The sequence below is a fragment of the Curtobacterium sp. VKM Ac-2884 genome (genome assembly GCF_015350945.1).
Classification (GTDB): domain Bacteria; phylum Actinomycetota; class Actinomycetes; order Actinomycetales; family Microbacteriaceae; genus Curtobacterium.
In genome coordinates, this window is the sequence record NZ_JADKSA010000003.1 from 245960 (window position 1) to 270590 (window position 24631).

Below are 24631 nucleotides of genomic sequence, written 5' to 3' on the forward strand. Positions count from 1 at the left end.
CGTTCCGGGCATGCAGGTCCTCGTCACCGGCGCCACCGGGTACATCGGCGGTCGTCTCGTCCCCCGTCTCCTCGAAGCCGGACACTCCGTGCGCGTGTTCGTGCGCAACCCCCGGAAGCTCCAGGACGTCCCGTGGAGCAGCGACGTCGACGTCGCCGAAGGAGACCTGCAGGACGCCGACGCGGTCCGCGCCGCGGTCGACGGCATCGAGGCCGTCTACTACCTCGCCCACGCGATGGGTGCCGACGGCGACTTCGAGTCCGCGGAACGGCAGGCGGCCGAGACGATGGCGCACGAGGCGAAGCGCGCCGGTGTCAGCCGGTTCGTCTACCTGGGCGGCCTGCACCCCGACGGCGACCTGTCGAAGCACCTGCGCAGCCGGAAAGAGGTGGGGGAGATCCTGCTCCGCTCCGGCGTGCCGACGATCGCGTACCAGGCCGGCGTCGTCATCGGTTCCGGCAGCACCTCGTTCGAGATGATCCGGCACGTGACCGACGTCCTGCCGTGGATGCCGGCACCGCGGTGGGTGCGCAACCGGATCCAGCCGATCGCCGTGCGCGACGTCCTGTACTACCTGGTCGCGGCGCTCGACGTCCCCGCCGACGTCAACCGCACCTTCGACATCGGCGGGCCGGACGTCCTGCGCTACGGGCAGATGCTCAACGGCTACGCGGTCGAGGCGAAGCTGCGGCAGCGGCCGATCACGGTCCTGCCGGTGCTCACCCCACGCCTCGCCGCACACTGGTTCAACGCCGTCACCCCGATCCCGCGCAAGCTCGCGACGCCGATCATCGAGTCGCTGCAGTTCGAGTGCGTCCAGCGCGAGCACGACATCGACGACGTCGTCCCGCAGCCCGAGGGCGGGCTCACGTCGTACCGCCGAGCGGTCCGACTCGCACTGAACAAGATGCGGTCCGGCGAGGTGCAGACGAGCTGGCGGAGCGCCACCCTGTCGAGCGCCTCGGCCGACCCGATGCCGACCGACCCGGACTGGGCCGGCCACACCGTCTACGTCGACGACCGGAAGCGCCACTCGACCGCTTCAGCAGAGGACGTCTGGCGCGTCGTCGAGTCGATCGGCGGCGAGAACGGCTGGTACTCGTTCCCGCTGGCCTGGGTCGCGCGCGGCTGGATGGACAAGGTCGCCGGCGGCGTCGGGCTCAGCCGCGGCCGTCGCGACCAGGACCGACTCGAGCAGGGCGACGCCCTCGACTGGTGGCGCGTCGAACGCCTCGAACGCGGTCGCTACCTGCGGCTCCGCGCCGAGTTCAAGTCACCCGGGCGCGCCTGGCTCGAGATGACCGTGACCCCGAACCCCGAGGGCGGCAGCGACTACCACCAGCGGGCGATCTACTTCCCGCAGGGCCTGCCCGGCCGGCTGTACTGGTACGGGATCCTGCCCTTCCACGGGATCATCTTCCCCGGCATGGTCGAGCGCATCACCGCGGCCGCCGAGCGCGAGTCGGACAACACCGAGTCGACGCAGCGCAACCGGACCCAGCACAATGGGAGTCCGGAACCGGCGAACGAGGAGGCAGCATGACCGAGGAACGCAGTCCCGTCCTGTTCCTGGGGGACAGCATCACGGCCCAGGGGTCGTGGGACAGCTGGCTCCCCGACGAGCAGACCCTGAACCAGGGCATCAGCGGTGACACGACGGACGGCGTGCTCGCGCGGCTCGACGCGGTCATCGCCGAACAGCCCGAGGTGATCGTGCTGTTGATCGGCACGAACGACTTCGGCAACCACCGGGCGAGCGCCGAACACGTCGTCCGCAACGTCGAGACGATCCTCGTCACCCTGCGGCGCGAGCTGCCCGGTGTCCGCCTGCTGCTGGTCTCCGTCCTGCCCCGTCAGGCCGAGTACACGACCAAGATCGAGGAGGCGAACCGGCACCTGCGCCAGTTCGTCGCCACCTGCCACGCGCAGTACCTCGACGCCTGGCCCGCGCTGGCCGACGGCGACCACCTCGACGACCGCTTCACCGACGACGGCCTGCACCTCACCGACGAGGGCTACCGGGCCTACCTCGACGAGCTGGTCCCCGCGCTCGAGCGTGTGCGGGGTCTCCCGCCGATGTCCCGGTCCTTCACGGCCATCGACCTCGACGAGGCCCCCGCCTGATGGCTGCCCGCAAGGGACGACCCCCGGTGGGGTCGTCGCAGAACGGTGTGCCCGCCGCACCGGTCCGACCGGCCGCGGGGACGACGAACACCCGGGCCACCCCGGGGTTCACCCGGCCGGCACTCGCGCCGTCGCTCATCGCCGCGATCGTCCTGCTCGCCTGCGTCGCGATCATCGACTCGTCCGGCTTCGTCTTCGCACGTTGGGGCATCACGGTGCTGTCCCTCATCGTGCTCGTCTTCGCGGTGCGCGGGAAGACGTGGTGGGCCGCCGTGCTGATGGCCGCCGTCGCCGTCTGCTGGAACCCCCTGGTCACGGTGCCGATCCCCGGCCAGGTGTGGGCCGCGCTGCAGATCCTGGCTGCTGCCCTGTTCATCGTGGTGGGCATCGCCGTCAAGGTGCCGCGCGAGGCGGACGCGCCCCGGGCCTCCTGACCGGCTCCGCTGACCGCCTGCGGAACCGACCGGGCGGGCGGACGGTAGGATCGCAGGGTCGGGTACAGGACCCGGCAGCACGACCCGAAGGGCATGGATGAACGACGAGACCGAGCCGGTGACCGAGAGTCCTCTGCTGACCCCTCGACCGTCCTCCGGCGGTCTCGACCGGCCCGACGTCGTCGTCCGCAAGGGGCGCCTGACGCTGCTCAACGGCCACCTGACGCCGCAGCAGTCGATGATCGAGGACCTGTTGTTCCTGGACGACGCGCTGACCGAGGCGGACGTCGACCACCTGCTCATCCGCGGCAACGACGAGCGTCCGGTCATCGCGATCGACGAGCGCGACCGGCAGCGTGCGGAGAGTGCCGTCATGGCCGCCGCCGTCAACGAACCGTTCTACGCGAAGCCCCCCGGCGAGCCGGCCGTGCTCGTGCAGGACGACGGCCTCGGGCCCGTCGACGAGCCGGTGCTACGCGTCTTCCGTCCGCGTCTCGAGCCCCTCGGTCGTCTGCGCTACGGCGCCGAGACGAGCGTGCAGCTCGAGTTCTGGCGACTCACCGACACCGAGGTGCTCGCGCCCGTCGAGAACGCACTGATGCGCCGCAGCCTGCCGGTCGACGAGTTCGTGCTCGTCGACATCGAGCGCTACGGCCGCACCTGGCGCACCGTCGAGCACATGTTCGACGACCACGTCTCGGACATCCGGTTCCCGATCGACATCGTCTTCTCGTGGGTCGACGGCAACGCCATCGAGTACCAGCGCGCCCGCCAGGCAGCGCAGGCGACGGCCGTCCTGGGCGAGGGCGACGACGCCCCCGCACGGTTCCGCCAGATCGACGAGCTCAAGTACGCACTCCGCTCGGTGCACACGTTCGCGCCGTGGATCCGCCAGATCTACATCGCCACCGACTCACCCGCCCCGCACTGGCTCGCCGACCACCCCAAGGTCCGCATCGTGCGCAGCGAGGAGTTCTTCGCCGACCCGTCCGTCCTGCCGACGCACAACTCGCAGGCCGTCGAGTCGCAGCTGCACCACATCCCGGGCATCAGCGAGCACTTCATCTACTCGAACGACGACATGTTCTTCGGCCGTACCGTCGACCCCTCGGTGTTCTTCAGCCCGGGGTCGGTGTCGAAGTTCATCCTCGCCACCACCCGCATCGGCCTCGGCGTGAACAACGCCGCGCGCAGCGGGTTCGAGAACTCCGCGCGGGTCAACCGGCGCCTGTTGCAGCAGCGGTTCGGTGCGGTCACCACCAGGCACCTCGAGCACGCGCCCACCCCGCTCCGGTCGTCGATCATGACGGAGATGGAGCACGAGTTCGCCGACGAGTTCCGTGCCACGGCGGCGTCGCGCTTCCGTGCTGCCGAGAACATCTCGGTGACCAACTCGCTCTACCACTACTACTCGTTGCTCACGGGTCGGGCGATCACGCAGGAGAACGCCGACGTCCGCTACATCGACACCACGATGCAGTCCGGGCTGCGGTCGCTCGACGAGCTGCTCAAGAAGCGGAACGCGGACTTCTTCTGCCTGAACGACGGCAGTTTCCCGGAAGTCAGCGACGAGGAGCGGACGCAGCGCGTGACCGACTTCCTCGAGCGCTACTTCCCGTTCCCCGCGCCGTGGGAGCACGCCAGCGTCTAGGACGCGCCGGCGCCCACCGCACATGGTGAGCACAAATGGTCGGGTCCGCACTGCGGACCCGACCATTCCTGCTCACGAAGTGCGGCGACCTACCGGTGGACGGGGGAGACCGGCACCGAGTCGAGCGTGAAGACCGGGATGCTCGAGGTCACCGGAGCCGGCTCGACCGCGGGCGGGATCGTGACCCCGTGCGCTGCGAGGCGGGCCTCGGTCTCGACGGCGGAGACCGGTTCGCCGACCGTGGAGTAGTGCCCGATCGGGACGACCGAGTGCACGACGTTGTGGCCGTACACGTGCACCAGGTTGAACGACTGCGCACCGTCCCGCCCACGCGTGCCGCCCTGGAACTCGGTGAGGTCCTGCGTGTAGCAGGTTGCGCTGGCGACCGACACCGGGATGCCCGCGAAGACCGCGCTCGTCGAGTAGTGCAGGTGTCCGGCGATGATGGACAGGACGTCGCTGCCCTCGACGACCTCGGCCAGGGCCTGCTGGTCGCGGAGCTCGACGAGCACGGTCAGATCCTGCACGCTCGGCACGGGCGGGTGGTGCATCGCCAGGATCGTGCCGTGCGGCGCAGCCTCGGACAGGACCTCGGCCAGCCAGTCGAGTTGCTCGGGGGAGACCTCGCCGTGATGGTGGCCCGGGACGCTCGTGTCGAGGGTGATCACCCGCAGACCGTTCACGTCGTAGACGAAGTCGACCGGACGGTCGGTGGGGTGCAACCCGAAGAGCTCCTGACGGAACGCGCCGCGCTCGTCGTGGTTGCCCATCGCCCAGATGACCTGGGCGCCGATCCGGCGGGCAGCCGGCTCGACGATCTCGCGGACGCGGGCGTAGGCACCCGGTTCGCCCTTGTCGGCCACGTCGCCGGTGACGACGATCGCCTCGGGCCGTGTGCCTGATGCTTCGATGTCCGCGACGATCTCGGTGAGCCGGGCGGCGGAGTCGACCCCGCCGTACAGATCGCCGTCGCCGGAGACGAGGTGGGTGTCGCTGAGGTGGAGGAGGAAGTGGTTCGGCCTGGGGTGTTCGGCCGTCCGGCTGTCCATCGGGGTCTCATTCCGTTGGCGGATGCGTGGTGCAACACGTTGCCACACCGTCCTGGACGAGTCCAGCACGTGTCGGTGAACCAGCCGTGAACTGGGGGCGGCGTTTCGCCCATCGCACGAAGAAACCCCCGCCACGTGGTGGCGGGGGTTCCTGTCGTCGTGCTTAGTGCTTCTCCTCGACCTGCGGGGCCTGGTGGCTGCCCTCGAGGTCCGGGCCGTGGTGGGCGGCGTGCGCTGCCTCGAGCTCGGCCTTCGAGACCGGCTCGATGCGGTCCTCGAAGAAGAAGCGGGAGACGCTCGCACGGGCCTTCTGGACCACGGTGATCTGCCCCTTGGCGTTCGGGCGGATCATGAGCGGCTTGTACTCGTTGAACTGCAGCAGCTTCCAGCGCTCGTACTCGTCGAGCTGCTCGTGCACCTCGATGTACTCACCGTGGGGGAGTCGGACGATGCGGCCGGACTCGTAGCCGTGCAGGACGATCTCGCGGTCCTTCTTCTGGAGTGCGAGGCACACGCGCTTCGTGATCCAGAAGGCGACGAACGGGCCGAGGACCGTCGTTGCCTGGATCACGTGGATCACGTGTTCGATCGACACCAGGAAGTGGGTCGCGATGATGTCCGACGACGCCGCCGCCCAGAGGCTGGCGTAGAGCGTGATGCCGGCGGCACCGATCGCCGTGCGGGTCGGGGCGTTGCGCGGGCGGTCCAGGATGTGGTGCTCGCGCTTGTCGCCGGTGATCCACGACTCGAGGAACGGGTACAGCAGGATCGCGAGGATGAGCAGCACCAGGACCGCGATGGGCGCCAGGATGTTGAACGACACCGTGTAGCCGAACCACACGACCTCCCAGTGCGGCGGCACCAGACGCAGTGCGCCGTCGGCGAAGCCGATGTACCAGTCGGGCTGGGTACCGGCGGAGACCGGCGAGGGGTCGTACGGGCCGTAGTTCCAGATCGGGTTGATCGTGAACATCGACGCGATGAGGGCGATGATGCCCGCGACGATGAAGAAGAACCCACCGGCCTTGGCGGCGAACGCCGGGAGGATCGGGACACCGACGACGTTGTCGTTGGTCTTGCCCGGGCCGGCGAACTGGGTGTGCTTGTTGATCACGACGAGCACGAGGTGGACACCGAGGACCGCGACGAGGATCGCGGGCAGCAGCAGGATGTGCAGCGTGTAGAGGCGACCGACGATGTCGGTGCCCGGGAACTCGCCACCGAAGAGCAGGTAGGCGATCCAGACGCCGATCACCGGGACACCCTCGATCATGCCGACGATGATCCGCAGACCGTTTCCGGAGAGCAGGTCGTCGGGGAGCGAGTAGCCGGTGAAGCCCTCACCCATGGCGAGGACCCAGAGCAGGAAGCCGAAGACCCAGTTGAGCTCACGCGGCTTGCGGAACGCGCCGGTGAAGAACACGCGGGCCATGTGCAGCATGATCGACGCCACGAACAGCAGGGCTGCCCAGTGGTGGACCTGGCGGACGAAGAGCCCACCGCGGATGTCGAACGAGATGTCCAGCGTGGACTGGAGCGCCGTCGACATCTCGACGCCCTTCAGTGGGACGTACGAGCCGTTGTAGACGACCTCGGCCATCGATGCCTGGAAGAAGAACGTCAGGAACGTGCCGGAGAGCAGGACGACGACGAAGCTGTACAGCGCCACCTCGCCGAGCATGAAGCTCCAGTGGTCCGGGAAGATCTTCCGGCCGACTTCCTTGACGAGCCCCGAGATGCTGGTGCGCTCGTCGATGTAGTTGGCGACCCCGCCGATGATGCGGGATCCGCGCTCCGGAGCCGGCTTGTTGGCCGTGCTGCTCGGTGCCGTGGTGGTGGGGGTGCTGGTCATCAGCGTTCACGCTCCCAGAAGGACGGTCCGACCGGCTCGTGGAAGTCGCTCTGGGCAACCAGGTAGCCGTCGTCGTCGATCGCGATCGGAAGTTGGGGGAGGGGGCGTGCGGCCGGACCGAAGATGACCTCGCAGTTGTTCGAGACATCGAAGGTGGACTGGTGGCACGGGCACAGCAGGTGGTGCGTCTGCTGCTCGTAGAGCGCGACCGGGCATCCGACGTGGGTGCAGATCTTGGAGTACGCGACGATGCCGTCGTAGCCCCAGTTCTCGTGGCCCTTGGACGGGTTGAGGTCCTTCGGGTCGAGACGCATGAGGAGGACGGAGGCCTTGGCCTTCTCCTCCAGCATGTGCTCGGAGTCGAGCATGCCGTCCGGGATGACGTGGAACACCGAGCCGATGGTCACGTCCGAGGCCTTGATCGGCAGACCCGTCGGGTCCTTCGTCAGGCGAAGGCCCTGCTTCCAGAAGGTGTGGCGCAGGAGCTCGTTCGGGTCCTCGGCCGGAGCGAGGTCGCGGACCAGCACGATGCCCGGCAGCGGGAACGCGGCCAGCGCACCGATCATCGAGTTGCGGATCAGCTTGCGACGGCTGAAGCCGGACTCCTTGTCGGCCAGCTGGAAGGCCTCGACGGCCTTGGCGCGCGTCGCGTCCGTGCCGCGGGTGCCGTGGCGGAGCTCGGTGATCTCGCGGTCGACGACGAGCGACTTCGACCAGTAGACCGCACCGAGGCCCAGCGCGATGAGCGCGAGGGCGATCGAGAGGCCGAGGAAGAGGTTCGCGGTGCGGACCGTCCCGAAGTCGTTCGAGTCGATCGGGAACGCGACGTAGGCCGCGATCGAGAGGACGCTGCCGACGATCGAGAGGTAGAAGAAGGTCGCGACCTGACGCTCGGCCAGGCGCTGCTTCTTCGGGTCGACGTCGGTGCGGCGCGCGCGGTGCGGCGGCTCACCCGGGTTCTCGAACGGGTCGGCGGGCAGCACCGCGATCCCGGGGGAGGTGGTCGTGCCGTGCTTCTCGACAGCCGAGGACGAGTTCAGCGTCTCGTCGTCGTGCTCTGCCATGGTGTTCCCTTCAGTGTCGTTCGACACGGACGATCAGTTGGACTTCGCGGTCAGCCACACGGTCATCGCGACGACCGCGCCGAGTCCGAAGATCCAGATGAACAGGCCCTCGGCCACCGGGCCCAGGGAGCCGAGTGCGAACCCGCCGGGCGACTTGTTGTCCTGCACGTACTTCAGGTACGTGATGATGTCGGCCTTCTGCTCCGGCGTGAGGTTCAGGTCGTTGAAGACCGGCATGTTCTGCGGGCCGGTCTGCATCGCCTCGTAGATGTGCTTGCCGGAGACCGTCGACAGGTTCGGGGCGTACTTGCCCTCGGTCAGGGCACCGCCGGCGCCGGCCACGTTGTGGCACATGGCGCAGTTGATGCGGAAGAGCTCGGCACCCTCGGCCGCGTCGCCGTCCTCACCGTTGGTGAGTTCGGTGGACGGGACGGCCGGGCCGGGGCCCAGCGAGGCGACGTACTCGGCGAGGGCGTCGACCTGCTCGTCGGTGAACTGCGCGGGCTTCTCTTCGGCCTGCGGACCCTGGGCGGCCATCGGCATGCGGCCGGTGCCGACCTGGAAGTCGACCGAGGCGGCGCCGACACCGATGAGGGACGGGCCCTCGCTCGTGCCCTGGGCGGAGAGGCCGTGGCAGGTCGCGCAGTTCGAGGCGAAGAGCTTCTGGCCCTCGTTCACCTTCGACTGGCTGGTCGCCGCGACGGTGCTCGTGCTGTCGTCGGCGTTGGCCGTGGAGCTGAAGAGCGCGTACGCACCGCCGGTGGTCATGAGGCCCACGACGATGAGCGAGACGGTCGCCATCGGTGAACGGCGGCCCTTCTTGGTCTTGGTTCTGTTGAACATGTGCTCGGGGGTGTCCAGTTCCTACTTGAGAAGGTAGATGACGGCGAAGAGGAAGATCCACACGACGTCGACGAAGTGCCAGTAGTACGACACGACGATGGCGGTGGTCGCTTCCTTGTGACCGAAGTTCTTCGCGGCGAAGCCGCGGCCGAGCGTCAGCAGGAAGGCGATGAGGCCACCCGTGACGTGGAGGCCGTGGAACCCGGTCGTCATGTAGAAGGCCGAGCCGTAGGCGCTGGAGGAGAGCGTGACGCCCTCGTGCCAGAGGTTGGCGTACTCGAAGATCTGGCCGCAGACGAAGATCGCGCCCATCGCGTAGGTGACGAAGAACCACTCCGTCATGCCCCAGTGGCGCGGGTTCCAGCTCGTGCGGTGCACCTGGAAGCGCTCTGCAGCGAACACGGCGAACTGGCACGCGAAGCTGGACAGCACCAGGATGATCGTGTTCACCGAGGCGAAGGGCACCTCGAGCTTGGAGGTTTCGGCCGCCCACAGCTCGGGGGACGTGCTGCGCAGCGTGAAGTAGATCGCGAACAGGCCGGCGAAGAACATGACCTCGCTGCCCAGCCACACGATCGTCCCCACGGCAACGGCGTTCGGCCTGTTCAGGGCCGGACCGCTGGCGGATCTGGAGAGAGGGGTGCTAGTCACGTCCTCCATTATGGCCGAAACCCCAGACAGTGTTTTCGCAGGAGACTGGCGGGTCTCTCGAATTCACTACGATCGAGCCATGCCTGACGCACTCTCTTGGCCTGCAGTGATCAGCGCGCTCATGGCGCGCGAGGACCTGACGATCAGGCAATCCACATGGGCCATGGAGGAGATCGTGCACGGGCGCGCCACCCAGGCACAGATCGCCGCGTTCGCCGTGACGCTCCGTGCGAAGGGCGAGACGGTCGACGAGGTCGTCGGGTTCCGCGACGCGATCCTCGACGCCGCCGTTCCGCTGGACGTCGACCCGATGGCGTTGGACATCGTCGGGACGGGTGGGGACGTCGTCGGCACCGTGAACGTCTCGACCATGGCGGCGATCGTCATCGCCGCCGCCGGGGTGCCCGTCGTGAAGCACGGCAACAAGGCGAGCTCGTCGAAGTCCGGTTCGAGCGACGTGCTCGCCGCACTCGGGCTCGATCTCACGATGGACGCCGCGCGTGTCGCGGACACCTTCCGGCGTGTCGGACTGACCTTCGCGTTCGCCAACGCGTTCCACCCGGGGTTCGCCCACGCCGGGCCGGTCCGCCGCGAGATCGGTGTGCCCACGGTGTTCAACTTCCTCGGGCCGCTCGTCAACCCCGCACGGTGCGAAGCGAACGCCGTCGGCGTCGCGCAGCTCGAACTCGTGCCGATCATCACGGGCGTGTTCCAGACCCGCGGCGCGACCGCCCTGGTGTTCCGCGGGGACGACGGCCTCGACGAGCTCACCACCACCGGCCACAGCCACATCTGGGAGGTCACCGGCGGGCGCATCATCGAGCACGACCTCGACCCGCGCGACCTCGGCATCGCACGTGCACGAACGGAAGACCTGCTCGGTGGCGATCCCGAGCACAACGCCGCCGTCGTGCACCGCGTGCTGTCGGGGGAGACCGGCCCGGTGCGCGACATCGTGCTCCTCAACGCCGCAGCCGGCCTGGTGTCCTTCCGTCTGGCGCAGGACCCGGCCGAGTCCGACCGACCGATCCTGCAGCGCTTCCGCGAGCAGCTCGCGGTCGCGGCCGAGGCGATCGACTCCGGCGCCGGCACCCGCAAGCTGGCGGACTGGATCGCGGTCCCGACCGCGACCGACGCGTAGGAGACGCAACCGACGGGAGGCCCGGTGCCGGTTCACGGAACCGGCACCGGGCCTCCCGTCGGTGCGTTCAGTGCACGCGGTCAGCGTGCGCGTGCGTCGCTACTGGACGTCCTCGTCGACCCAGTCGAAGGTCTTCGTGACGGCCTTCTTCCAGAGACGGAGCGTGCGCTCGCGCTCGGCGGCGTCGAGCTGCGGCTCCCAGCGCTTGTCCTCCTGCCAGTTGGCACGGAGCTCGTCGAGGTTGGCCCAGAAGCCCACCGCGAGACCGGCCGCGTAGGCCGCGCCGAGCGCCGTCGTCTCGGCGACCACCGGACGCACCACCGGCACGTTGAGGATGTCGGCCTGGAACTGCATGAGCTCGTTGTTGGCGGTCATGCCGCCGTCGACCTTGAGCTCGGTCAGGTCCACACCCGAGTCGGCGTTCACCGCGTCGAGGACCTCGCGGGTCTGCAGCGCCGTCGCCTCGAGGGCCGCTCGCGCGATGTGCCCCTTGTTGACGTAACGGGTCAGACCGACGATGGCACCGCGAGCGTCCGGACGCCAGTACGGCGCGAAGAGCCCGGAGAACGCCGGCACGAAGTACACGCCGCCGTTGTCCTCGACGGTCTTGGCCAGCGCCTCGACCTCCGGGGCACTGCCGATCAGGCCGAGGTTGTCGCGGAGCCACTGGATGAGCGAGCCCGTGACGGCGATCGAGCCCTCGAGTGCGTAGTGCGTCTCCTGGTCGCCGAGCTTGTAGCCGACGGTGGTGAGCAGGCCGTTCTCGGAGCGGACGATCTCGGTACCGGTGTTGAAGATGAGGAAGTTGCCGGTGCCGTAGGTGTTCTTCGACTCGCCCTGGTCGAACGCCGCCTGACCGAAGGTCGCGGCCTGCTGGTCGCCGAGGATGCCCGCGATCGGGACCTCGCGGAGCAGGTTGGACGACTCGACGTGCCCGTAGACCTCGGAGGAGCTGACGATCTCGGGGAGCATCGACTTCGGCACACCGAAGTCGGCGAGGATGTCGTCGCGCCACTGGAGCGTCTCGAGGTCCATGAACAGCGTGCGGGACGCGTTCGTGACGTCGGTCTTGTGGACGCCGCCGTCGACGCCACCGGTCAGGTTCCAGAGGACCCAGGTGTCGGTGGTGCCGAAGAGCAGGTCCCCAGCCTCGGCCTTCTCACGCGCACCCTCGACGTTCTCGAGGATCCACATGATCTTGGTGCCGGCGAAGTAGGTCGCGAGCGGGAGTCCGACGATGGCCTTGTAGCGGTCGGTGTCACCGTCGGCGAGCTTGTCGACGATCGACTGCGTGCGGGTGTCCTGCCAGACGATCGCGTTGTAGATCGGCTTGCCGGTGGTCTTGTCCCAGACGACGGCGGTCTCGCGCTGGTTCGTGATGCCCACGGCGGCGACGTCGTGACGCGTGATGTCGGCACGCGACAGTGCCTGACCGATCACCTCGCGGGTGTTGTCCCAGATCTCGGCGGGGTCGTGCTCGACCCACCCGGCGCGCGGGAAGATCTGCTCGTGTTCCTTCTGCCCGGTCGAGATGATCGAGCCGGAGTGATCGAAGACGATCGCTCGGGTGGAGGTCGTGCCCTGGTCGATGGCGACGATGTAGTCGGCCATTGGTGCTCCTTACGGGTGTTCGGTGCGGTGAGCGGCACGCGATCGCGGGCCGCTCACCCCGGGGTTGGGTTGGTTCAGCTGACGACGGGCAGCAGCGCGAGCGACAGCACGGCGGCGAGTGCACCGCCGACGAGCGGTCCGACGACCGGCACCCAGGCGTACGACCAGTCGCTCGAACCCTTGCCCTTGATGGGCAGGAAGGCGTGCGCGATGCGCGGGCCGAGGTCACGGGCCGGGTTGATGGCGTAGCCGGTCGGGCCACCGAGGCTGACACCGATCGCGATCACGAGGAAGGCGACGGGGACGGCGCCGAGTTCGGCAGGTGCCTTGCCGTTCGTCATCGCGAGGATGACGAAGACGAGCACGAAGGTGCCGATGATCTCGGTCACGACGTTCCAGCCGTACGACCGGATCGCGGGGCCGGTGGAGAAGACGCCGAGCTTCGCAGCGGCGTCGGGCTCCTCGTCGAAGTGCTGCTTGTAGGCGAGCCAGACGATGACGGCACCGATGACCGCGCCGATCATCTGCGCGAGCCAGTAGATGAGCATCGTGCCGACACTGATGTTGCCGAGGATGGCCTGGGCGAGGCTGACGGCCGGGTTGAGCTGGCCGCCCGACTTGTAGGACACGAGGACGCCGGCGAAGACCGCGAAGCCCCAACCGATCGTGACCATGAGGAAGCCGGCCCCGAAGCCCTTCGACTTCGTGAGGGAGACGGCGGCGACGACACCGCCACCCAGGATGATGAGCATCGCTGTACCGACGAGCTCGGACAGGAACTTGACGCCGATGTCGTCCATCGGTGACCTCCAGTGCGTGAGGTGGGGGTCCGGTGGTGCTGCGCCGCACTCCCCGTTGAGTGATTGAGGCCGAGCCTAGTGACGAGGCGAACGACGCGGCGATGAATTCCTGAGGGAAGTCCGGGATCGTGCACGAACGTGCAAGCGGCGTGCGCTGTGGGGGATCGCGAGCCGGTGACGCGTCCCCGTCGCACTGCACGAACGTGCAGTGCGGACGAACGAGCGCCCGGGTGTCGGATGTAGATTGGGCCCACTCCGGTCGACGACGGCGGTGTGCAGTTCGCCTCGGCTCGGCCCCGTACCCGTGGAGGCACGCGCATGAAGAAGCTCATCAACGACCCGCAGGCCGTGGTCGACGAGACCGTCCGGGGATTCGCCCGGGCACACGCCGGACACGTCGTCCTGGTCGAGGACCCGATCCACCTGCACCGCGCCGACGCCCCCGTCGCCGGCAAGGTCGGCATCGTCAGCGGCGGTGGCAGCGGACACGAGCCGCTGCACGCGGGCTTCGTCGGGTACGGCATGCTCGACGCCGCCGTCCCGGGCCCCGTGTTCACGAGTCCGACCCCCGACCCGATCGTCGCCGCCACCAAGGCCGTCGACGGCGGCGCGGGCGTCCTGCACATCGTGAAGAACTACACCGGCGACGTCCTGAACTTCGAGACCGCCGCCGAGCTCGCCGAGATGGACGACATCCGCGTCGAGGCCGTCGTGGTCGACGACGACGTCGCGGTGCAGGACTCGCTCTACACCGCCGGTCGCCGCGGCGTGGCCGGCACCGTCGTCGTCGAGAAGTGCGCCGGTGCCGCAGCCGAGCGCGGCGACGACCTCGACGCCGTCGCCGCGGTCGCCCGCCACGTCAACGACGTCACGCGGTCGATGGGCCTGGCCCTGGCGTCCGGCACCGTGCCGCACGCGGGGGAGCCGTCCTTCACGCTCGCCGACGACGAGGTCGAACTCGGCATCGGCATCCACGGCGAACCCGGGCGCGAGCGCATCCCGATGGCACCGGCCGACCAGCTCGTCGACCGTGTGCTCGAACCCATCCTGACCGACCTCGACGCTCCGGCCGGCTCGAAGCTGCTCCTGCTCGTCAACGGCATGGGCGGCACCCCGCTGTCCGAGCTGTACATCGCCTACCGGCGCGCCGCCGAGGTGCTGACGGACCGCGGGTACGACGTCACGCGTAGTTTGGTCGGCGACTACGTCACGTCCCTCGAGATGCAGGGGTTCTCGCTCACCGTCACGGTGCTCGACGACGAACTCACGGCGCTCTGGGACGCACCGGTGGAGACCCCGGCACTGCGCTGGGGCCGCTGAACGGCCGACATCGACCGCTCGACCACCGACCACGACACCGAGCCCACCGGGCCGGACACACGAAGGGAACCGCATTGGCGCTCGACACCGCATGGGCCATCGACTGGGTCCGTCGCACGGCTGCGACGATCGACGAACACCGGGCCGAGCTCGTCACGCTCGACCGCGAGATCGGTGACGGAGACCACGGCGAGAACCTCGACCGCGGTTTCCGCGCCGTGCTCGAGGCCGTCGACGGCGGGTCCTTCGACACGCCCGGTGCCGTGCTCAAGACGGTCGCGACGAAGCTCATCTCGACCGTCGGCGGCGCCGCTGGTCCGCTGTTCGGCACCGCGTACCTGAAGGCAGCCCAGGCCGCCGGCGACGCGTCCGAGCTCGACGCCGACACGCTCGTCGCCGTGCTCGCCGCAGCCCGCGACGGCGTGGTCTCGCGCGGCAAGGCCGCCGTCGGCGACAAGACGATGGTGGACGCCTGGACCCCCGCGGTCGACGCCGCCACCGCAGCCGCCGCAGCCGGTGACGACCCGGCAGCGGTGCTCGCCGCCGCGGCCGACGCCGCCGCCTCGGGCGCCGAGTCCACCGAACCGCTCGTCGCCCACAAGGGTCGTGCGAGCTACCTCGGCGAACGCGCCGTCGGGCACCGCGACCCGGGTGCGCAGTCGACGGCGTACATCCTGCGTGCCGCGGTGGACGCGACGACAGGCTCCGCCGCGTGACCGTCGGCATCCTGATCGTCTCGCACAGCGCTGCGATCGCCTCCGGCACCGTCGAGCTCGCCCGCCAGATGGCGGCCGACGTGCCGCTCGTCGCCGCGGGCGGGACCGACGACGGCGGCATCGGCACGTCGTTCGAGGCGATCACCGCCGGCATCGAGGAGCTCGCCGACGCCGACGCCGTCGTCGTCCTGTGCGACCTCGGTTCGGCCTACCTGACCACCGACACGGCGCTCGACTTCCTCGACGACGACGTCCGCGCACGCGTGCACGTCTCGCAGGCTCCCCTCGTCGAGGGCGCGGTCGCCGCGGCCGTCGCGGCCCAGACGGGTGGTGACGCCGAGGCAGTGCTCGCTGCTGCGGCGTCCGCCGCAGTGTCCGCGGACGACGCGAGCACTGCCTCCCGTCCGTCCGGTGACCAGCCGGGAGGCCCGGGGCCGGGTGACGGGGCGGCCAGCGTCGACGACGTGGCCGCGTCCGCGAGCGTCGAACTGGTGAACGAGACCGGCCTGCACGCCCGCCCCGCGGCGGAGTTCGTGAAGACGGCAGCCAAGTACGACGCAGCGGTGCGCGTGAACGGCGTGGACGCGAAGAGCCTGCTGGCGATCATGGCGTTGGCGCTGCCGAAGGGCGCCACCGTGTCGATCGAGGCGAGCGGCGCCGATGCGCAGGTCGCGGTCGACGCGCTGGTGGAGCTGGTGCGGAGCGGCTTCGGCGAGTAGGCGTCGCGGCCGCTCAGCTTCGCAGCCGAGTCTCGCGTGAGGCGACAGTCCTCGCCGTGCTGAGCGCGAGAACGGTCGCCTGGGCCGAGACTCGGCCCGCCCGGGCCGAGTCTCGGCGTCAGCGGATGGACACCGTGCCGGCCAGGTCGAGGTCCGACGGCCCGCCGGTGACGCCAGCGTCGGCCAGGAGCGTCGCGCCGAACACCGCGCTCCAGAACGTCCGGGCATCACGGCCGACACCACTCGGACTCGTCCAGCCGTGCTCGGCGACGACGCGCTCGAGGTAGCGCTCCGACTGCCGGAACAGGACTGCGAGCAGGAGTCGCACGCGCTCCCGCTGGGCGTCGTCGTCACCGGCGGCGGCCAGCGCGCGCACGACGAGGAGTGTCGACGGCATGGCGAGCGCGGTGCGTGCGAGCACCTGACGGAACGCGCCGGCGGACCCGGCGCGCCGGCCGGCCGCCTGCAGGCGCGTGGTGTCGCGGAGGAAGAGCGCGAAGGCGGCGTCGAGGACGAGGCGGTCCTTCGAGCCGTAGTGGTGCGTGATCTGGTTCGGGTAGACCCCGGCCGCACGGGCGATCTCGCTGACGGTGACGGCGTGGCGTGCGGTGCTCGCTCCGCCCGCGTCACCGGCTGCCCCTGCGCTGAGGAGTCCGGCGGTCGCGGCGAGGATCCTCGCCCGGGTCGCTGCGCCGCGGGTCGTCCCGGTGCCGTCGGTGGTTGCCATCTCTGAATTGTACGTGGTACAACTCCACTTGTTCAACGTACAAGAAGGGGCACTCGTGGACATCTCCATCACCGGCTACGGCGCCGTCTCGCCGTTCGGCCACGGTGTCGCGCCGCTGTGGGACGCCCTGGTCGCCGGACGCTCCGGCGTGCACGAGCTGCACCGCGACGGGCAGTTCTGGGAACGGGTGCCGATCATGGTCGGTGCCGTCGCAGCGCTCGACGCCGAGTCCGCACTCGGTCGCGTCCGGTCGAACCGACTCGACCGCAGCCAGCAGCTCGCGCTCGTCGCCGCCGGCGAAGCCTGGGCCGACGCCGGCGCGCCCGCGGTGGAAGGCGATCGCCTGGCCGTCGTCGTCGGGACCGGCATCGGGGGAGTGGAGACGCTGCTCGATGCACACGACGTGCTCGGCGCGTCGGGCGCGCGTCGGGTGTCGCCCCGGACCGTCCCGATGCTCATGGCCAACGGGGCCGCGGCGCAGATCAGCATCGAATACGGCGCCCGCGCCGGTGCGTACACGACCGTCTCGGCGTGCGCGTCCGGTGCCGAGGCGATCGCGACGGCCGCGCGGCTCATCGTCACGGGCGAGGCCGACGTCGTCATCGCGGGCGGCACCGAAGCAGCGGTCACCCCGGTCACCATGGCCTCGTTCGCACAGTCCCAGGCCCTCGCGAAGCCCGACGGTGACGACCCCGCCACGTTGTCGCGACCGTTCGACGCCGACCGCCGCGGGTTCGTGCTCGGCGAGGGCGCCGGGTTCGTCGTGCTGGAACGGGCCGGGCACGCCGCCGCCCGCGCACAGCGGTCGCACGGCACGCTCGCCGGGTGGGGGATCACGTCCGACGCGTTCCACATCACCGCCCCGCTCGGGGACGGCAGCGAGCAGGAGCGCGCGATGACGGCGGCGATCCGGATGGCCGGCCTCACCGGCGCGGACGTCGACCACGTCAACGCGCACGCGACCGGGACCCCGGTCGGGGACGTCGGCGAGGCAGCGGCGATCGGTCGTGCGGTCGGGACCGGTGCGCTCGTCACCGCGCCGAAGAGCGCCATCGGGCACATGTTCGGTGCGGCGGGAGCAGTCGAGGCGATCCTGACGGTCCGGGCACTCGAGACCGGGGTCGTGCCGCCGACGCTGAACCTGCAGCACCAGGACCCGGCGATCGACCTGGACGTGGTCGCGGGGACGGCTCGGACCGCGACCATGCGTGCGGCGCTGAACAACTCGTTCGGGTTCGGTGGGCAGAACGCGTCGTTGGTGTTCACCGCGGTCTGAGGGGCACGGGGACCGACGTATCCTGACTGCCATGAGCATGGAAGGCGTGGCCTGGAGCTCGCTCTACAAGATCTCCACCGCCAAGGACGGCAAGCACGGCATCTCGCGTGCGTCCGTGCGGCGGATCATGACGTTCGCAGTGCCCTACCGGGCCAAGCTGGTGGTCTTCATCGTCCTCTCCGTCGTGGGCGCGGTCCTCGCGGTCGCGACACCGGTGCTCGCCGGCCGGGTGGTCGACGTCATCGTCGCCCGGGGCGCGCTCGGCACGATCACCTGGCTCGCGGTCGTCATCGCCCTGGTCGCCGTGGGCGACGCAGGCGTGTCGCTCGCCACGCGCTGGTTCTCGGCACGCATCGGCGAAGGCGTGATCCTGGACCTCCGGACCGCCGTCTTCAACCACGTGCAGAAGATGCCGATCGCCTTCTTCACCCGCACACGGACCGGTGCCCTCGTCAGCCGCCTCAACAACGACGTGATCGGCGCGCAGCAGGCCTTCAGCGGCACGCTGTCCGGCGTGGTCACGAACCTGGTGGCGCTGATCCTCACCCTGACCGTCATGCTCAGCACGTCCTGGCTCGTGACGGTCCTGGCGATCGTCATGCTCCCGATCTTCCTCGTCCCCGCGCGGCGCATGGGCAGCCGCCTCGCCGCACTGCGTCGCGAGGCCGCCGACCACAACGCCGCCATGAGCACGCAGATGACCGAGCGCTTCTCCGCGCCCGGCGCCACCCTCGTGAAGCTGTTCGGCCGGCCCGACGAGGAAGCGGAGGAGTTCCGCATCCGTGCCGCCCGGGTCCGCGACATCGGGGTGCGGAGTGCCCTGCTGCAGTTCGTCTTCGTGACCGCCCTCACCCTGGTCTCCGCCCTCGCGCTCGCGCTCGTCTACGGGGTCGGCGGCGCCCTCGCACTCGGTGGCCAGCTGAACACGGGCGACGTGGTGACGCTGGCCCTCCTGCTCACCCGCCTGTACGCGCCGCTGACCAGCCTCGCGAACGCCCGGGTGGAGATCATGAGCGCGGTGGTCAGCTTCGAGCGCGTCTTCGAGGTACTCGACCTCGAACCGCTCATCCAGGAGAAGCCCGACGCCGGCACTGTCCCCGACGGCCCGGTGGCGGTCGAGTTCGACGACGTCCGCTTCGCGTACCCCGCTGCGGACAAGGTGTCCCTCGCCTCGCTCGAGGAGGTCTCCACGCTGGACACCCGCGGCGGTGACGAGGTGTTGCACGGCGTCTCGTTCCGGATCGAGCCGGGGCAGACCGTCGCGCTCGTCGGCACCTCCGGGGCCGGCAAGTCCACGATCGCGCAGCTGCTCTCCCGCCTGTACGACGTCGACAGCGGCGCCGTACGACTCGCCGGGTCGGACGTCCGCGACGTCACGTTCGCCTCCATGCGGCACACCATGGGGATGGTGACGCAGGACGGCCACCTGTTCCACGAGACCATCCGCTCCAACCTGCGCCTCGCACGGCCCGAGGCGACCGAGGACGAGGTGTGGGACGCCGTCCGGCGCGCACGGCTCGAACCGCTCATCCGCTCCCTGCCGGACCAGCTCGACACCATGGTCGGGGAGCGCGGCTACCGGTTGTCCGGCGGCGAGCGCCAGCGGATGACCATCGCCAGGCTCCTGCTCGCCCAGCCGCGCGTCGTCATCCTCGACGAGGCCACCGCCGCGCTGGACTCGACGTCCGAGGCCGCCGTGCAGGCTGCGCTCAGCGAGGCGCTCGAGGGGCGGACGGCGATGGTGATCGCCCACCGACTGTCGACCATCCGCAGCGCGGACCTGATCCTGGTGGTCGAGGACGGCTCGATCGTCGAGCGTGGGACCCACGAGGAACTGCTGGCCGTCGGCGGACGGTACGAGGAGTTGCACCGGACGCAGTTCGCGGTGCAGAAGGACGTCGCGGCGGACGAGGAGGCGCTGAGCCCGAGCTCGTCTCAGTGAGGCACGAGCTCTGATCGGGGGATGCCGGAAGTCGCATCGCGGCCTGCTCACCCGTTCGGGGTGAAGCCACTGGCGGCGGTCCGCGGTGAGATCGCTGCATGACCGACACAGCAGTGAGCAGCGATGCCGACCGAGCACTCCTGACGAAGGCGTACCTGTACGGCTTCCCGCTGGTGTTCAACCTCGCGCAGGTCGCGCGGTACGTCGAGACCGGTGTCGGTGCGGTTCCTGCGGCACCGTGGAACTCCTTCGGACACGCCCGTACCCTCGCCGGGCCGGACGACACGTTCGTCACCATCAACAACGACACGTTGTACTCGATGGCCCAGATCGACCTCAGTGTCGGACCGGTCCGGTTGCGCGTGCCCGACACGGCCGGGCGGTACTACGTGCTGCAGTTCGTGTCCGCGTGGACGGACAACTTCGCCTACGTCGGCCACCGTGCGACCGGCACCCAGGCCGCGGAGTTCCTCCTCGTGCCACCGACGTGGGACGACTCCGCACCGTCGGGCACGACCGTCATCCACTTCCCGACGACGGTGGCGTCCATCGTCGGCCGCTGGGCGGTGAGCAGCGACGACGACCTACCCGCCGTGCACGCGCTCCAGGACGCGACGACGCTGACGCCGCTGGACGCCGCTGCCCGTCCGATCGGCCTCGCCGAACCGGACCCAGCCGTTCCCGAGGACCTGGTCTTCCTCGAGCAGTTCCGCGTCTGGTCCCAGCAGTTCCCGCCCGCGGCACGCGACCGCGAACTGCAGCGGTCGCTGGCGCCCGCCGGCACCACCGCGCCGACCAGCCCGTACCGCGACCTGTCCACCACCGCGCACGAGACGCTCGCCGCCGGTCTCGACGCCGGACGAGCGGCGCTCGAGCACGCGCTCACCTCGGGTGCGAGCCCGCAGGTGAACGGCTGGAAGCTCACCCTGCACGCCTTCGACTACAACCTCGACTTCTTCGAGGTGGGTGCGCTCGACGACGACCGATTCACGATCACCGATCCGGAACTCCGCATCGTCGAACGCGCCGCAGCGGCACTCGGTGGTCTGTGGGGCAACCACGCGTACGAGGCGGCGTACATCATGACGTACGTCGACGACCAGGGTGAGCAGCTGACGGGGTCCCGGACCTACACGCTCCGTCTCGATCCGACCCCTCCCGTCGGCGGGTTCTGGTCGCTGACCATGTACTCCATGCCCGACTTCTACCTCGTCGCGAACCCCATCGACCGCTACTCGGTCGGCGACCGGACACCCGGCATCGTCCGCGACCCGGACGGCGCACTCACGATCACGATCAGCCACGAGCGGCCAGCGGACCCGGACGCCAACTGGCTCCCGAGCCCCGCCGGGGACTTCCGCCCGATCCTCCGGATGTACGAACCGGACGACGCCGTCCTGAGCCGAGCGTGGACCGCTCCGGCAGTCGTTCGTTCGGACCACTAGCCAGGGGACCAGCCGCCGTCCGGACGTCAGCGGTCGTGCTCGCTCATCGCGGTCACGGCGCCGTCGTGAACTGCTGCAGACCGGTGACGCGCAGCAGGTCGAGCTTCGCGGCGTCCTCGGTACCGGGGACCGCGGTGTAGACGACGATCCGCAGGTCGCCGCCCGGCACCGTCAGCACGTCGCAGTCGATCTCGATGGGTCCGACGGGCGTGCGCACCTGCTTGCGGCTCGCCCGGTGCTCGGCGATGCGACCGGTGTCCCAGCGGCGTTCGAACTCGGGCGAGTCCCGCCGCAGCCGCGCGACGAGCTCGGACAGGTCGCGGTCGGCGGGGTAGCGGCCGGATGCCTGCCGGAGGTCCGCTGCGAGGTCGCTCGAGAACTCCTCCTGGTGTTCGTCGTCCCACTCGACGCCGTCGTGGGCGTGCATGAAGTGCCGCCAGACGAGGTTGCGCTCGATCCCGACCGCCCGGGACGGGTCACCGTTCAACGCAGCCCACAGGTCGTTCCACAGCACGATGTCGTGCGTCGCCGTGAACACCGCGATCGGGACGTCGCCGAGGCGGTCGACGAGCCGCTGCACCCCGGGGGTGATGTGCCGCGGGACGACCTGGAGCGACGGGGGAGCGACGCCCGCGACCCGGCACAGGTGGTCGCGCTCGGCCGCGGTGAGCCGGAGCGCCGTGGCGAGGGCGCCGAGGAGCTGCGGTGAGGGGTTCAGCGCGCGGCCCTGCTCGAGGCGGACGACGTAGTCGACGCTCACCCCGGCGAGCGCGGCGAGTTCCTCGCGTCGGAGACCCGGCGTGCGTCGGCCGGGCCCGGCCGGCAGGCCGACCTCTTCGGGACGGACGCGGTCACGCCAGGAACGCAACACACTCGCGAACTCGCTCATGCCCACCATCCTGGCCCCGCGCCTCCTGTCCGTCCTGGTACTGCTGGTCCCACCGTCGCACGGTGCCTGGGGGAGTCAGCCGCTCGGGCGGAGAGTGGGGGCATGACAACGACACTCATCACCGGAGCCAACCGCAGCCTGGGGCTCGAGACCGTCCGCCGCCTGGTCGACGCGGGCCACACCGTGTACGCCGGCATGCGCGATCCGTCCACGGGCGACGAAGCACGCGCCCTCGGCGCCGAGGTGGTCCAGCTCGACGTGACCGACCAGGACAGCATCGACGCCGCGATCGCGACCATCCCCGTCCTCGACGTGCTCGTGAACAACGCCGGCATCCTCGGGACGTCGTTCGGCGTCGACGACCTCGACGCCGCGTCCATGTCCGCCGTGCTCGACACCAACGTCACCGGCATCGTCCGGGTCACGCAGGCGGCGCTCCCGCTCCTGCGGGCGTCCGACCACCCCGTCATCGTGAACGTCGCCTCGGGCGTCGGGTTCGCCCGGTGGTTGACGACCCCGGGCCACGACGAGTACGCGGTGCCGGCGGTGCCCTACGCAGCGTCGAAGGCCGCGGTGATCGCGTTGACCGTGCAGTACGCGAAGAACCTGCCGGGGTTCCGCGTCAACGTCAGCGACCCCGGGTACACCGCCACCGAGTTCAACGGGTTCGGCGGGCACCAGACGATCACCGAGGGCACGGACGCGACCGTCGCGCTCGCCACCGTCGGGCCGGACGGGCCCACGGGAGAGTTCCACAACCGGGACGGCCGCATCGAGTACTGAGGTCACGGCGTCCGGTTCAGTCGTGCACGTCGGCGCCGAACCCCGGCCCGGGGCGCATCATCCAGCCTTCCGGGTCGGGGAGCGGACGGAACCCGAACCGCTCGTACAGTCCGTGCGCATCCGCGGTGAACAGGGCGAACCGCTTCAACCCGAGTGGCTCGATCGCCTCGGTCACGCCCTGCACGAGGGCGACGCCGACACCACGGCCACGAGCGTCCGGATCGACGAAGACGTCGGCCAGCCAGCCGAACGTCACCCCGTCGGTGATCACCCGGGCGTACCCGAGCTGCGCACCTGTCGCCGTGTCGTAGACGCCGAAGTTGCGGGACCCGGCGATGATCGCGTCCTGGGTGGCACGACTGCGACCCCGTGCCCAGTACGACTCCTCGCTGAGCCAGCGGTGCACGCGGTCGACGTCGAGGTCGGCGGGGTCGGCGGAGAAGTGCAGAGCGGTCGGTTCGTCCATGGGACCAGTGAACCGGCGGTCGCCATCGGCGGGCAACGGCCAATCCGTCGCCTGTGGACAACTCGGCACCACCGTCTGGGACGATGGCGGGATGCGCGCAGTCCAGTACGACCAGTTCGGATCCGCCCCGTCGATCGTCGACCTCCCTGATCCGGTGGCACCGGACCACGGTGTCGTCGTCCGGGTCGCGGCGACCGGGGTGTGCCGCAGTGACTGGCACGCCTGGAAGGGACACGACGACTCCGTCGCGCTGCCGCACGTCCCCGGGCACGAGTTCGCCGGTGTCGTCACGTCCGTCGGAGACTCGGTGACCCGGGTCTCGGTCGGTGACCGGGTGACCGCACCCTTCGTGTTCGCCTGCGGGACGTGCCCGGAGTGCGTCGACGGCGCCACCCAGGTGTGCACGCGCCAGCAGCAACCCGGGTTCACGCTGCCCGGTTCCCACGCCGAGTCGGTCGTCATCCCGCACGCCGACGTCAACGTGGTCGCGCTGCCGGACGCCGTGGGCTTCGCCGAAGCCGCGGCGCTCGGGTGCCGGTTCGGGACGGCGTACCACGCCCTGCACGCCCGAGGTCGGGTCGCAGCAGGGGAGTGGGTGGTCGTGTTCGGCTGCGGCGGCGTCGGCCTGTCGACGATCATCGTCGCGGTCGCGGCGGGCGCACAGGTGGTCGCGGTGGACGTCTCGCCGGCGGCGCTCGAACGTGCTGCGGCACTCGGCGCCGTCACGGTGCCGATGGACGGAGCGGCAGTCGCGGCGGTCCGCGCTCGCACCGACGGCGGCGCGCACGTCTCGATCGACGCCTTCGGCAGCCGAGCGACCTCCGTCGCCGCGGTCGCTTCCCTGCGCCCTCGGGGACGTCACGTGCAGGTGGGCCTGTTGCTCGACGACGAGGCCGAGCCGGTGATCCCGATGGGCCGCGTCATCGCTGATGGGCTCGAACTGCTCGGCAGCCACGGGATCTCCGTGGGGGAGTACGCGGCGATGCTCGCCGACGTCGTCACCGGGCGACTGCGTCCGGACGACTCGATCGGCCGGACGATCGGGTTCGAGGAGCTGCCCGGTGCACTGGTGGCGATGGACCGCCCAGCGACGTCCGCGGGGATGACCGTAGCGGTGCGCTGAGACGG

General features: G+C 70.0%; 23 protein-coding genes. 13 read left to right on the top strand and 10 right to left on the bottom strand.

The genetic code is table 11. The features are described 5' to 3' along the window. Positions 1 to 10: 10 nt before the first annotated feature. The 4 genes from ITJ60_RS09540 to ITJ60_RS09555 all read left to right on the top strand — a co-directional run bounded on the left by ITJ60_RS09540 (position 11) and on the right by ITJ60_RS09555 (position 4209). Positions 11 to 1543 carry an SDR family oxidoreductase gene (locus ITJ60_RS09540; RefSeq protein ID WP_194647768.1) on the top strand — a complete coding sequence of 511 codons (1533 nt, stop codon included), beginning with the start codon at positions 11 to 13 and terminating at the stop codon, positions 1541 to 1543. After that, positions 1540 to 2124 (top strand): GDSL-type esterase/lipase family protein, encoded by a 585-nt coding sequence (locus ITJ60_RS09545; protein ID WP_123671773.1) that lies wholly within the window; start codon positions 1540 to 1542, stop codon positions 2122 to 2124. The genes ITJ60_RS09540 and ITJ60_RS09545 overlap by 4 nt, the downstream gene beginning before the upstream one ends. Then, the gene (locus ITJ60_RS09550) at positions 2124 to 2558 is read left to right on the top strand and encodes a DUF6804 family protein (protein ID WP_194647769.1); all 435 of its coding nucleotides are present in this window, start codon (positions 2124 to 2126) and stop codon (positions 2556 to 2558) included. Before ITJ60_RS09545 ends, ITJ60_RS09550 begins: the two co-directional genes overlap by 1 nt. Positions 2559 to 2655: 97 nt before the next feature. Further along, positions 2656 to 4209 (top strand): stealth conserved region 3 domain-containing protein, encoded by a 1554-nt coding sequence (locus ITJ60_RS09555; RefSeq protein WP_194647770.1) that lies wholly within the window; start codon positions 2656 to 2658, stop codon positions 4207 to 4209. 89 nt (positions 4210 to 4298) lie between these two features. Here ITJ60_RS09555 and ITJ60_RS09560 read toward each other — a convergent pair whose 3' ends face one another. The 5 genes from ITJ60_RS09560 to ITJ60_RS09580 form a co-directional block, all read right to left on the bottom strand. Further along, a complete protein-coding gene (locus tag ITJ60_RS09560; protein ID WP_123294422.1) occupies positions 4299 to 5258 on the bottom strand; it encodes a phosphodiesterase in 960 nt (319 codons plus the stop codon). 163 nt (positions 5259 to 5421) lie between these two features. Next, a complete protein-coding gene (locus ITJ60_RS09565; protein ID WP_131880102.1) occupies positions 5422 to 7110 on the bottom strand; it encodes a cytochrome b in 1689 nt (562 codons plus the stop codon). Further along, on the bottom strand, positions 7110 to 8174 hold the full coding sequence (locus ITJ60_RS09570) for a ubiquinol-cytochrome c reductase iron-sulfur subunit (protein ID WP_133936620.1): 1065 nt from the start codon (positions 8172 to 8174) through the stop codon (positions 7110 to 7112). Before ITJ60_RS09570 ends, ITJ60_RS09565 begins: the two co-directional genes overlap by 1 nt. Before the next feature lie 33 nt (positions 8175 to 8207). Continuing rightward, entirely contained in the window at positions 8208 to 9017 is an 810-nt protein-coding gene (locus tag ITJ60_RS09575; RefSeq protein ID WP_123294420.1) for a cytochrome c, read from the bottom strand. A gap of 21 nt (positions 9018 to 9038) precedes the next feature. After that, positions 9039 to 9677 (bottom strand): cytochrome c oxidase subunit 3, encoded by a 639-nt coding sequence (locus ITJ60_RS09580; protein ID WP_111084027.1) that lies wholly within the window; start codon positions 9675 to 9677, stop codon positions 9039 to 9041. 70 nt (positions 9678 to 9747) lie between these two features. Between ITJ60_RS09580 and trpD the strand changes: the two genes are divergently transcribed. After that, a complete protein-coding gene (trpD, locus tag ITJ60_RS09585; RefSeq protein ID WP_194647771.1) occupies positions 9748 to 10809 on the top strand; it encodes an anthranilate phosphoribosyltransferase in 1062 nt (353 codons plus the stop codon). 99 nt (positions 10810 to 10908) lie between these two features. On the opposite strand, the gene glpK is transcribed toward trpD, so the two are convergent. After that, positions 10909 to 12420 (bottom strand): glycerol kinase GlpK, encoded by a 1512-nt coding sequence (gene glpK, locus ITJ60_RS09590; RefSeq protein ID WP_111084025.1) that lies wholly within the window; start codon positions 12418 to 12420, stop codon positions 10909 to 10911. Between the two features lie 74 nt (positions 12421 to 12494). Then, positions 12495 to 13220 (bottom strand): MIP/aquaporin family protein, encoded by a 726-nt coding sequence (locus ITJ60_RS09595; protein WP_123294418.1) that lies wholly within the window; start codon positions 13218 to 13220, stop codon positions 12495 to 12497. A 318-nt stretch (positions 13221 to 13538) separates the two neighbouring features. Between ITJ60_RS09595 and dhaK the strand changes: the two genes are divergently transcribed. The 3 genes from dhaK (at position 13539) to dhaM (ending at position 15975) form a co-directional block, all read left to right on the top strand. Then, entirely contained in the window at positions 13539 to 14540 is a 1002-nt protein-coding gene (gene dhaK / locus ITJ60_RS09600; RefSeq protein ID WP_123312614.1) for a dihydroxyacetone kinase subunit DhaK, read from the top strand. 74 nt (positions 14541 to 14614) lie between these two features. Continuing rightward, entirely contained in the window at positions 14615 to 15256 is a 642-nt protein-coding gene (dhaL, locus tag ITJ60_RS09605; protein ID WP_194647772.1) for a dihydroxyacetone kinase subunit DhaL, read from the top strand. Further along, positions 15253 to 15975 (top strand): dihydroxyacetone kinase phosphoryl donor subunit DhaM, encoded by a 723-nt coding sequence (dhaM, locus tag ITJ60_RS09610; protein ID WP_194647773.1) that lies wholly within the window; start codon positions 15253 to 15255, stop codon positions 15973 to 15975. Before dhaL ends, dhaM begins: the two co-directional genes overlap by 4 nt. A gap of 118 nt (positions 15976 to 16093) precedes the next feature. Here the strand turns inward: dhaM and ITJ60_RS09615 are convergent, their stop codons facing one another. Further along, positions 16094 to 16702: a TetR/AcrR family transcriptional regulator C-terminal domain-containing protein gene (locus ITJ60_RS09615; RefSeq protein WP_194647774.1), complete on the bottom strand. Its 609-nt coding sequence runs from the start codon at positions 16700 to 16702 to the stop codon at positions 16094 to 16096. Between the two features lie 55 nt (positions 16703 to 16757). Between ITJ60_RS09615 and ITJ60_RS09620 the strand changes: the two genes are divergently transcribed. The 3 genes from ITJ60_RS09620 (at position 16758) to ITJ60_RS09630 (ending at position 21365) form a co-directional block, all read left to right on the top strand. Continuing rightward, a complete protein-coding gene (locus tag ITJ60_RS09620) occupies positions 16758 to 17978 on the top strand; it encodes a beta-ketoacyl-[acyl-carrier-protein] synthase family protein (protein ID WP_194647775.1) in 1221 nt (406 codons plus the stop codon). A gap of 31 nt (positions 17979 to 18009) precedes the next feature. Beyond that, on the top strand, positions 18010 to 19920 hold the full coding sequence (locus tag ITJ60_RS09625) for an ABC transporter ATP-binding protein (protein WP_194647776.1): 1911 nt from the start codon (positions 18010 to 18012) through the stop codon (positions 19918 to 19920). Between the two features lie 98 nt (positions 19921 to 20018). Continuing rightward, positions 20019 to 21365, top strand: a complete 1347-nt coding sequence (locus tag ITJ60_RS09630; RefSeq protein WP_194647777.1) for a DUF1254 domain-containing protein — start codon at positions 20019 to 20021, stop codon at positions 21363 to 21365. 52 nt (positions 21366 to 21417) lie between these two features. On the opposite strand, the gene ITJ60_RS09635 is transcribed toward ITJ60_RS09630, so the two are convergent. Next, positions 21418 to 22254, bottom strand: coding sequence for a helix-turn-helix domain-containing protein (locus tag ITJ60_RS09635; RefSeq protein WP_194647778.1), 837 nt, complete (start codon positions 22252 to 22254; stop codon positions 21418 to 21420). A gap of 102 nt (positions 22255 to 22356) precedes the next feature. On the opposite strand from ITJ60_RS09635, the gene ITJ60_RS09640 reads away from it, so the two are divergent. Further along, complete coding sequence (locus ITJ60_RS09640; RefSeq protein ID WP_194647779.1) at positions 22357 to 23037, top strand: SDR family NAD(P)-dependent oxidoreductase; 681 nt, start codon at positions 22357 to 22359, stop codon at positions 23035 to 23037. 16 nt (positions 23038 to 23053) lie between these two features. On the opposite strand, the gene ITJ60_RS09645 is transcribed toward ITJ60_RS09640, so the two are convergent. After that, the gene (locus ITJ60_RS09645) at positions 23054 to 23503 is read right to left on the bottom strand and encodes a GNAT family N-acetyltransferase (RefSeq protein ID WP_194647780.1); all 450 of its coding nucleotides are present in this window, start codon (positions 23501 to 23503) and stop codon (positions 23054 to 23056) included. 91 nt (positions 23504 to 23594) lie between these two features. On the opposite strand from ITJ60_RS09645, the gene ITJ60_RS09650 reads away from it, so the two are divergent. Beyond that, a complete protein-coding gene (locus ITJ60_RS09650; RefSeq protein ID WP_194647781.1) occupies positions 23595 to 24626 on the top strand; it encodes an alcohol dehydrogenase catalytic domain-containing protein in 1032 nt (343 codons plus the stop codon). Positions 24627 to 24631: the final 5 nt, after the last annotated feature.

Coding starts and splice junctions, on each gene's coding strand:
- ITJ60_RS09555 (WP_194647770.1), top strand. CDS start 2,656: ATGAACGACGAGACCGAGCCGGTGACCGAGAGTCCTCTGCTGACCCCT.
- ITJ60_RS09595 (WP_123294418.1), bottom strand. CDS start 13,220: ATGGACGACATCGGCGTCAAGTTCCTGTCCGAGCTCGTCGGTACAGCG.
- ITJ60_RS09545 (WP_123671773.1), top strand. CDS start 1,540: ATGACCGAGGAACGCAGTCCCGTCCTGTTCCTGGGGGACAGCATCACG.
- ITJ60_RS09570 (WP_133936620.1), bottom strand. CDS start 8,174: ATGGCAGAGCACGACGACGAGACGCTGAACTCGTCCTCGGCTGTCGAG.
- ITJ60_RS09635 (WP_194647778.1), bottom strand. CDS start 22,254: ATGAGCGAGTTCGCGAGTGTGTTGCGTTCCTGGCGTGACCGCGTCCGT.
- ITJ60_RS09645 (WP_194647780.1), bottom strand. CDS start 23,503: ATGGACGAACCGACCGCTCTGCACTTCTCCGCCGACCCCGCCGACCTC.
- ITJ60_RS09625 (WP_194647776.1), top strand. CDS start 18,010: ATGAGCATGGAAGGCGTGGCCTGGAGCTCGCTCTACAAGATCTCCACC.
- ITJ60_RS09540 (WP_194647768.1), top strand. CDS start 11: ATGCAGGTCCTCGTCACCGGCGCCACCGGGTACATCGGCGGTCGTCTC.
- glpK (WP_111084025.1), bottom strand. CDS start 12,420: ATGGCCGACTACATCGTCGCCATCGACCAGGGCACGACCTCCACCCGA.
- ITJ60_RS09550 (WP_194647769.1), top strand. CDS start 2,124: ATGGCTGCCCGCAAGGGACGACCCCCGGTGGGGTCGTCGCAGAACGGT.
- ITJ60_RS09575 (WP_123294420.1), bottom strand. CDS start 9,017: ATGTTCAACAGAACCAAGACCAAGAAGGGCCGCCGTTCACCGATGGCG.
- ITJ60_RS09650 (WP_194647781.1), top strand. CDS start 23,595: ATGCGCGCAGTCCAGTACGACCAGTTCGGATCCGCCCCGTCGATCGTC.
- dhaK (WP_123312614.1), top strand. CDS start 13,539: ATGAAGAAGCTCATCAACGACCCGCAGGCCGTGGTCGACGAGACCGTC.
- ITJ60_RS09640 (WP_194647779.1), top strand. CDS start 22,357: ATGACAACGACACTCATCACCGGAGCCAACCGCAGCCTGGGGCTCGAG.
- ITJ60_RS09560 (WP_123294422.1), bottom strand. CDS start 5,258: ATGGACAGCCGGACGGCCGAACACCCCAGGCCGAACCACTTCCTCCTC.
- ITJ60_RS09630 (WP_194647777.1), top strand. CDS start 20,019: ATGACCGACACAGCAGTGAGCAGCGATGCCGACCGAGCACTCCTGACG.
- ITJ60_RS09615 (WP_194647774.1), bottom strand. CDS start 16,702: ATGGCAACCACCGACGGCACCGGGACGACCCGCGGCGCAGCGACCCGG.
- trpD (WP_194647771.1), top strand. CDS start 9,748: ATGCCTGACGCACTCTCTTGGCCTGCAGTGATCAGCGCGCTCATGGCG.
- ITJ60_RS09565 (WP_131880102.1), bottom strand. CDS start 7,110: ATGACCAGCACCCCCACCACCACGGCACCGAGCAGCACGGCCAACAAG.
- ITJ60_RS09580 (WP_111084027.1), bottom strand. CDS start 9,677: ATGGAGGACGTGACTAGCACCCCTCTCTCCAGATCCGCCAGCGGTCCG.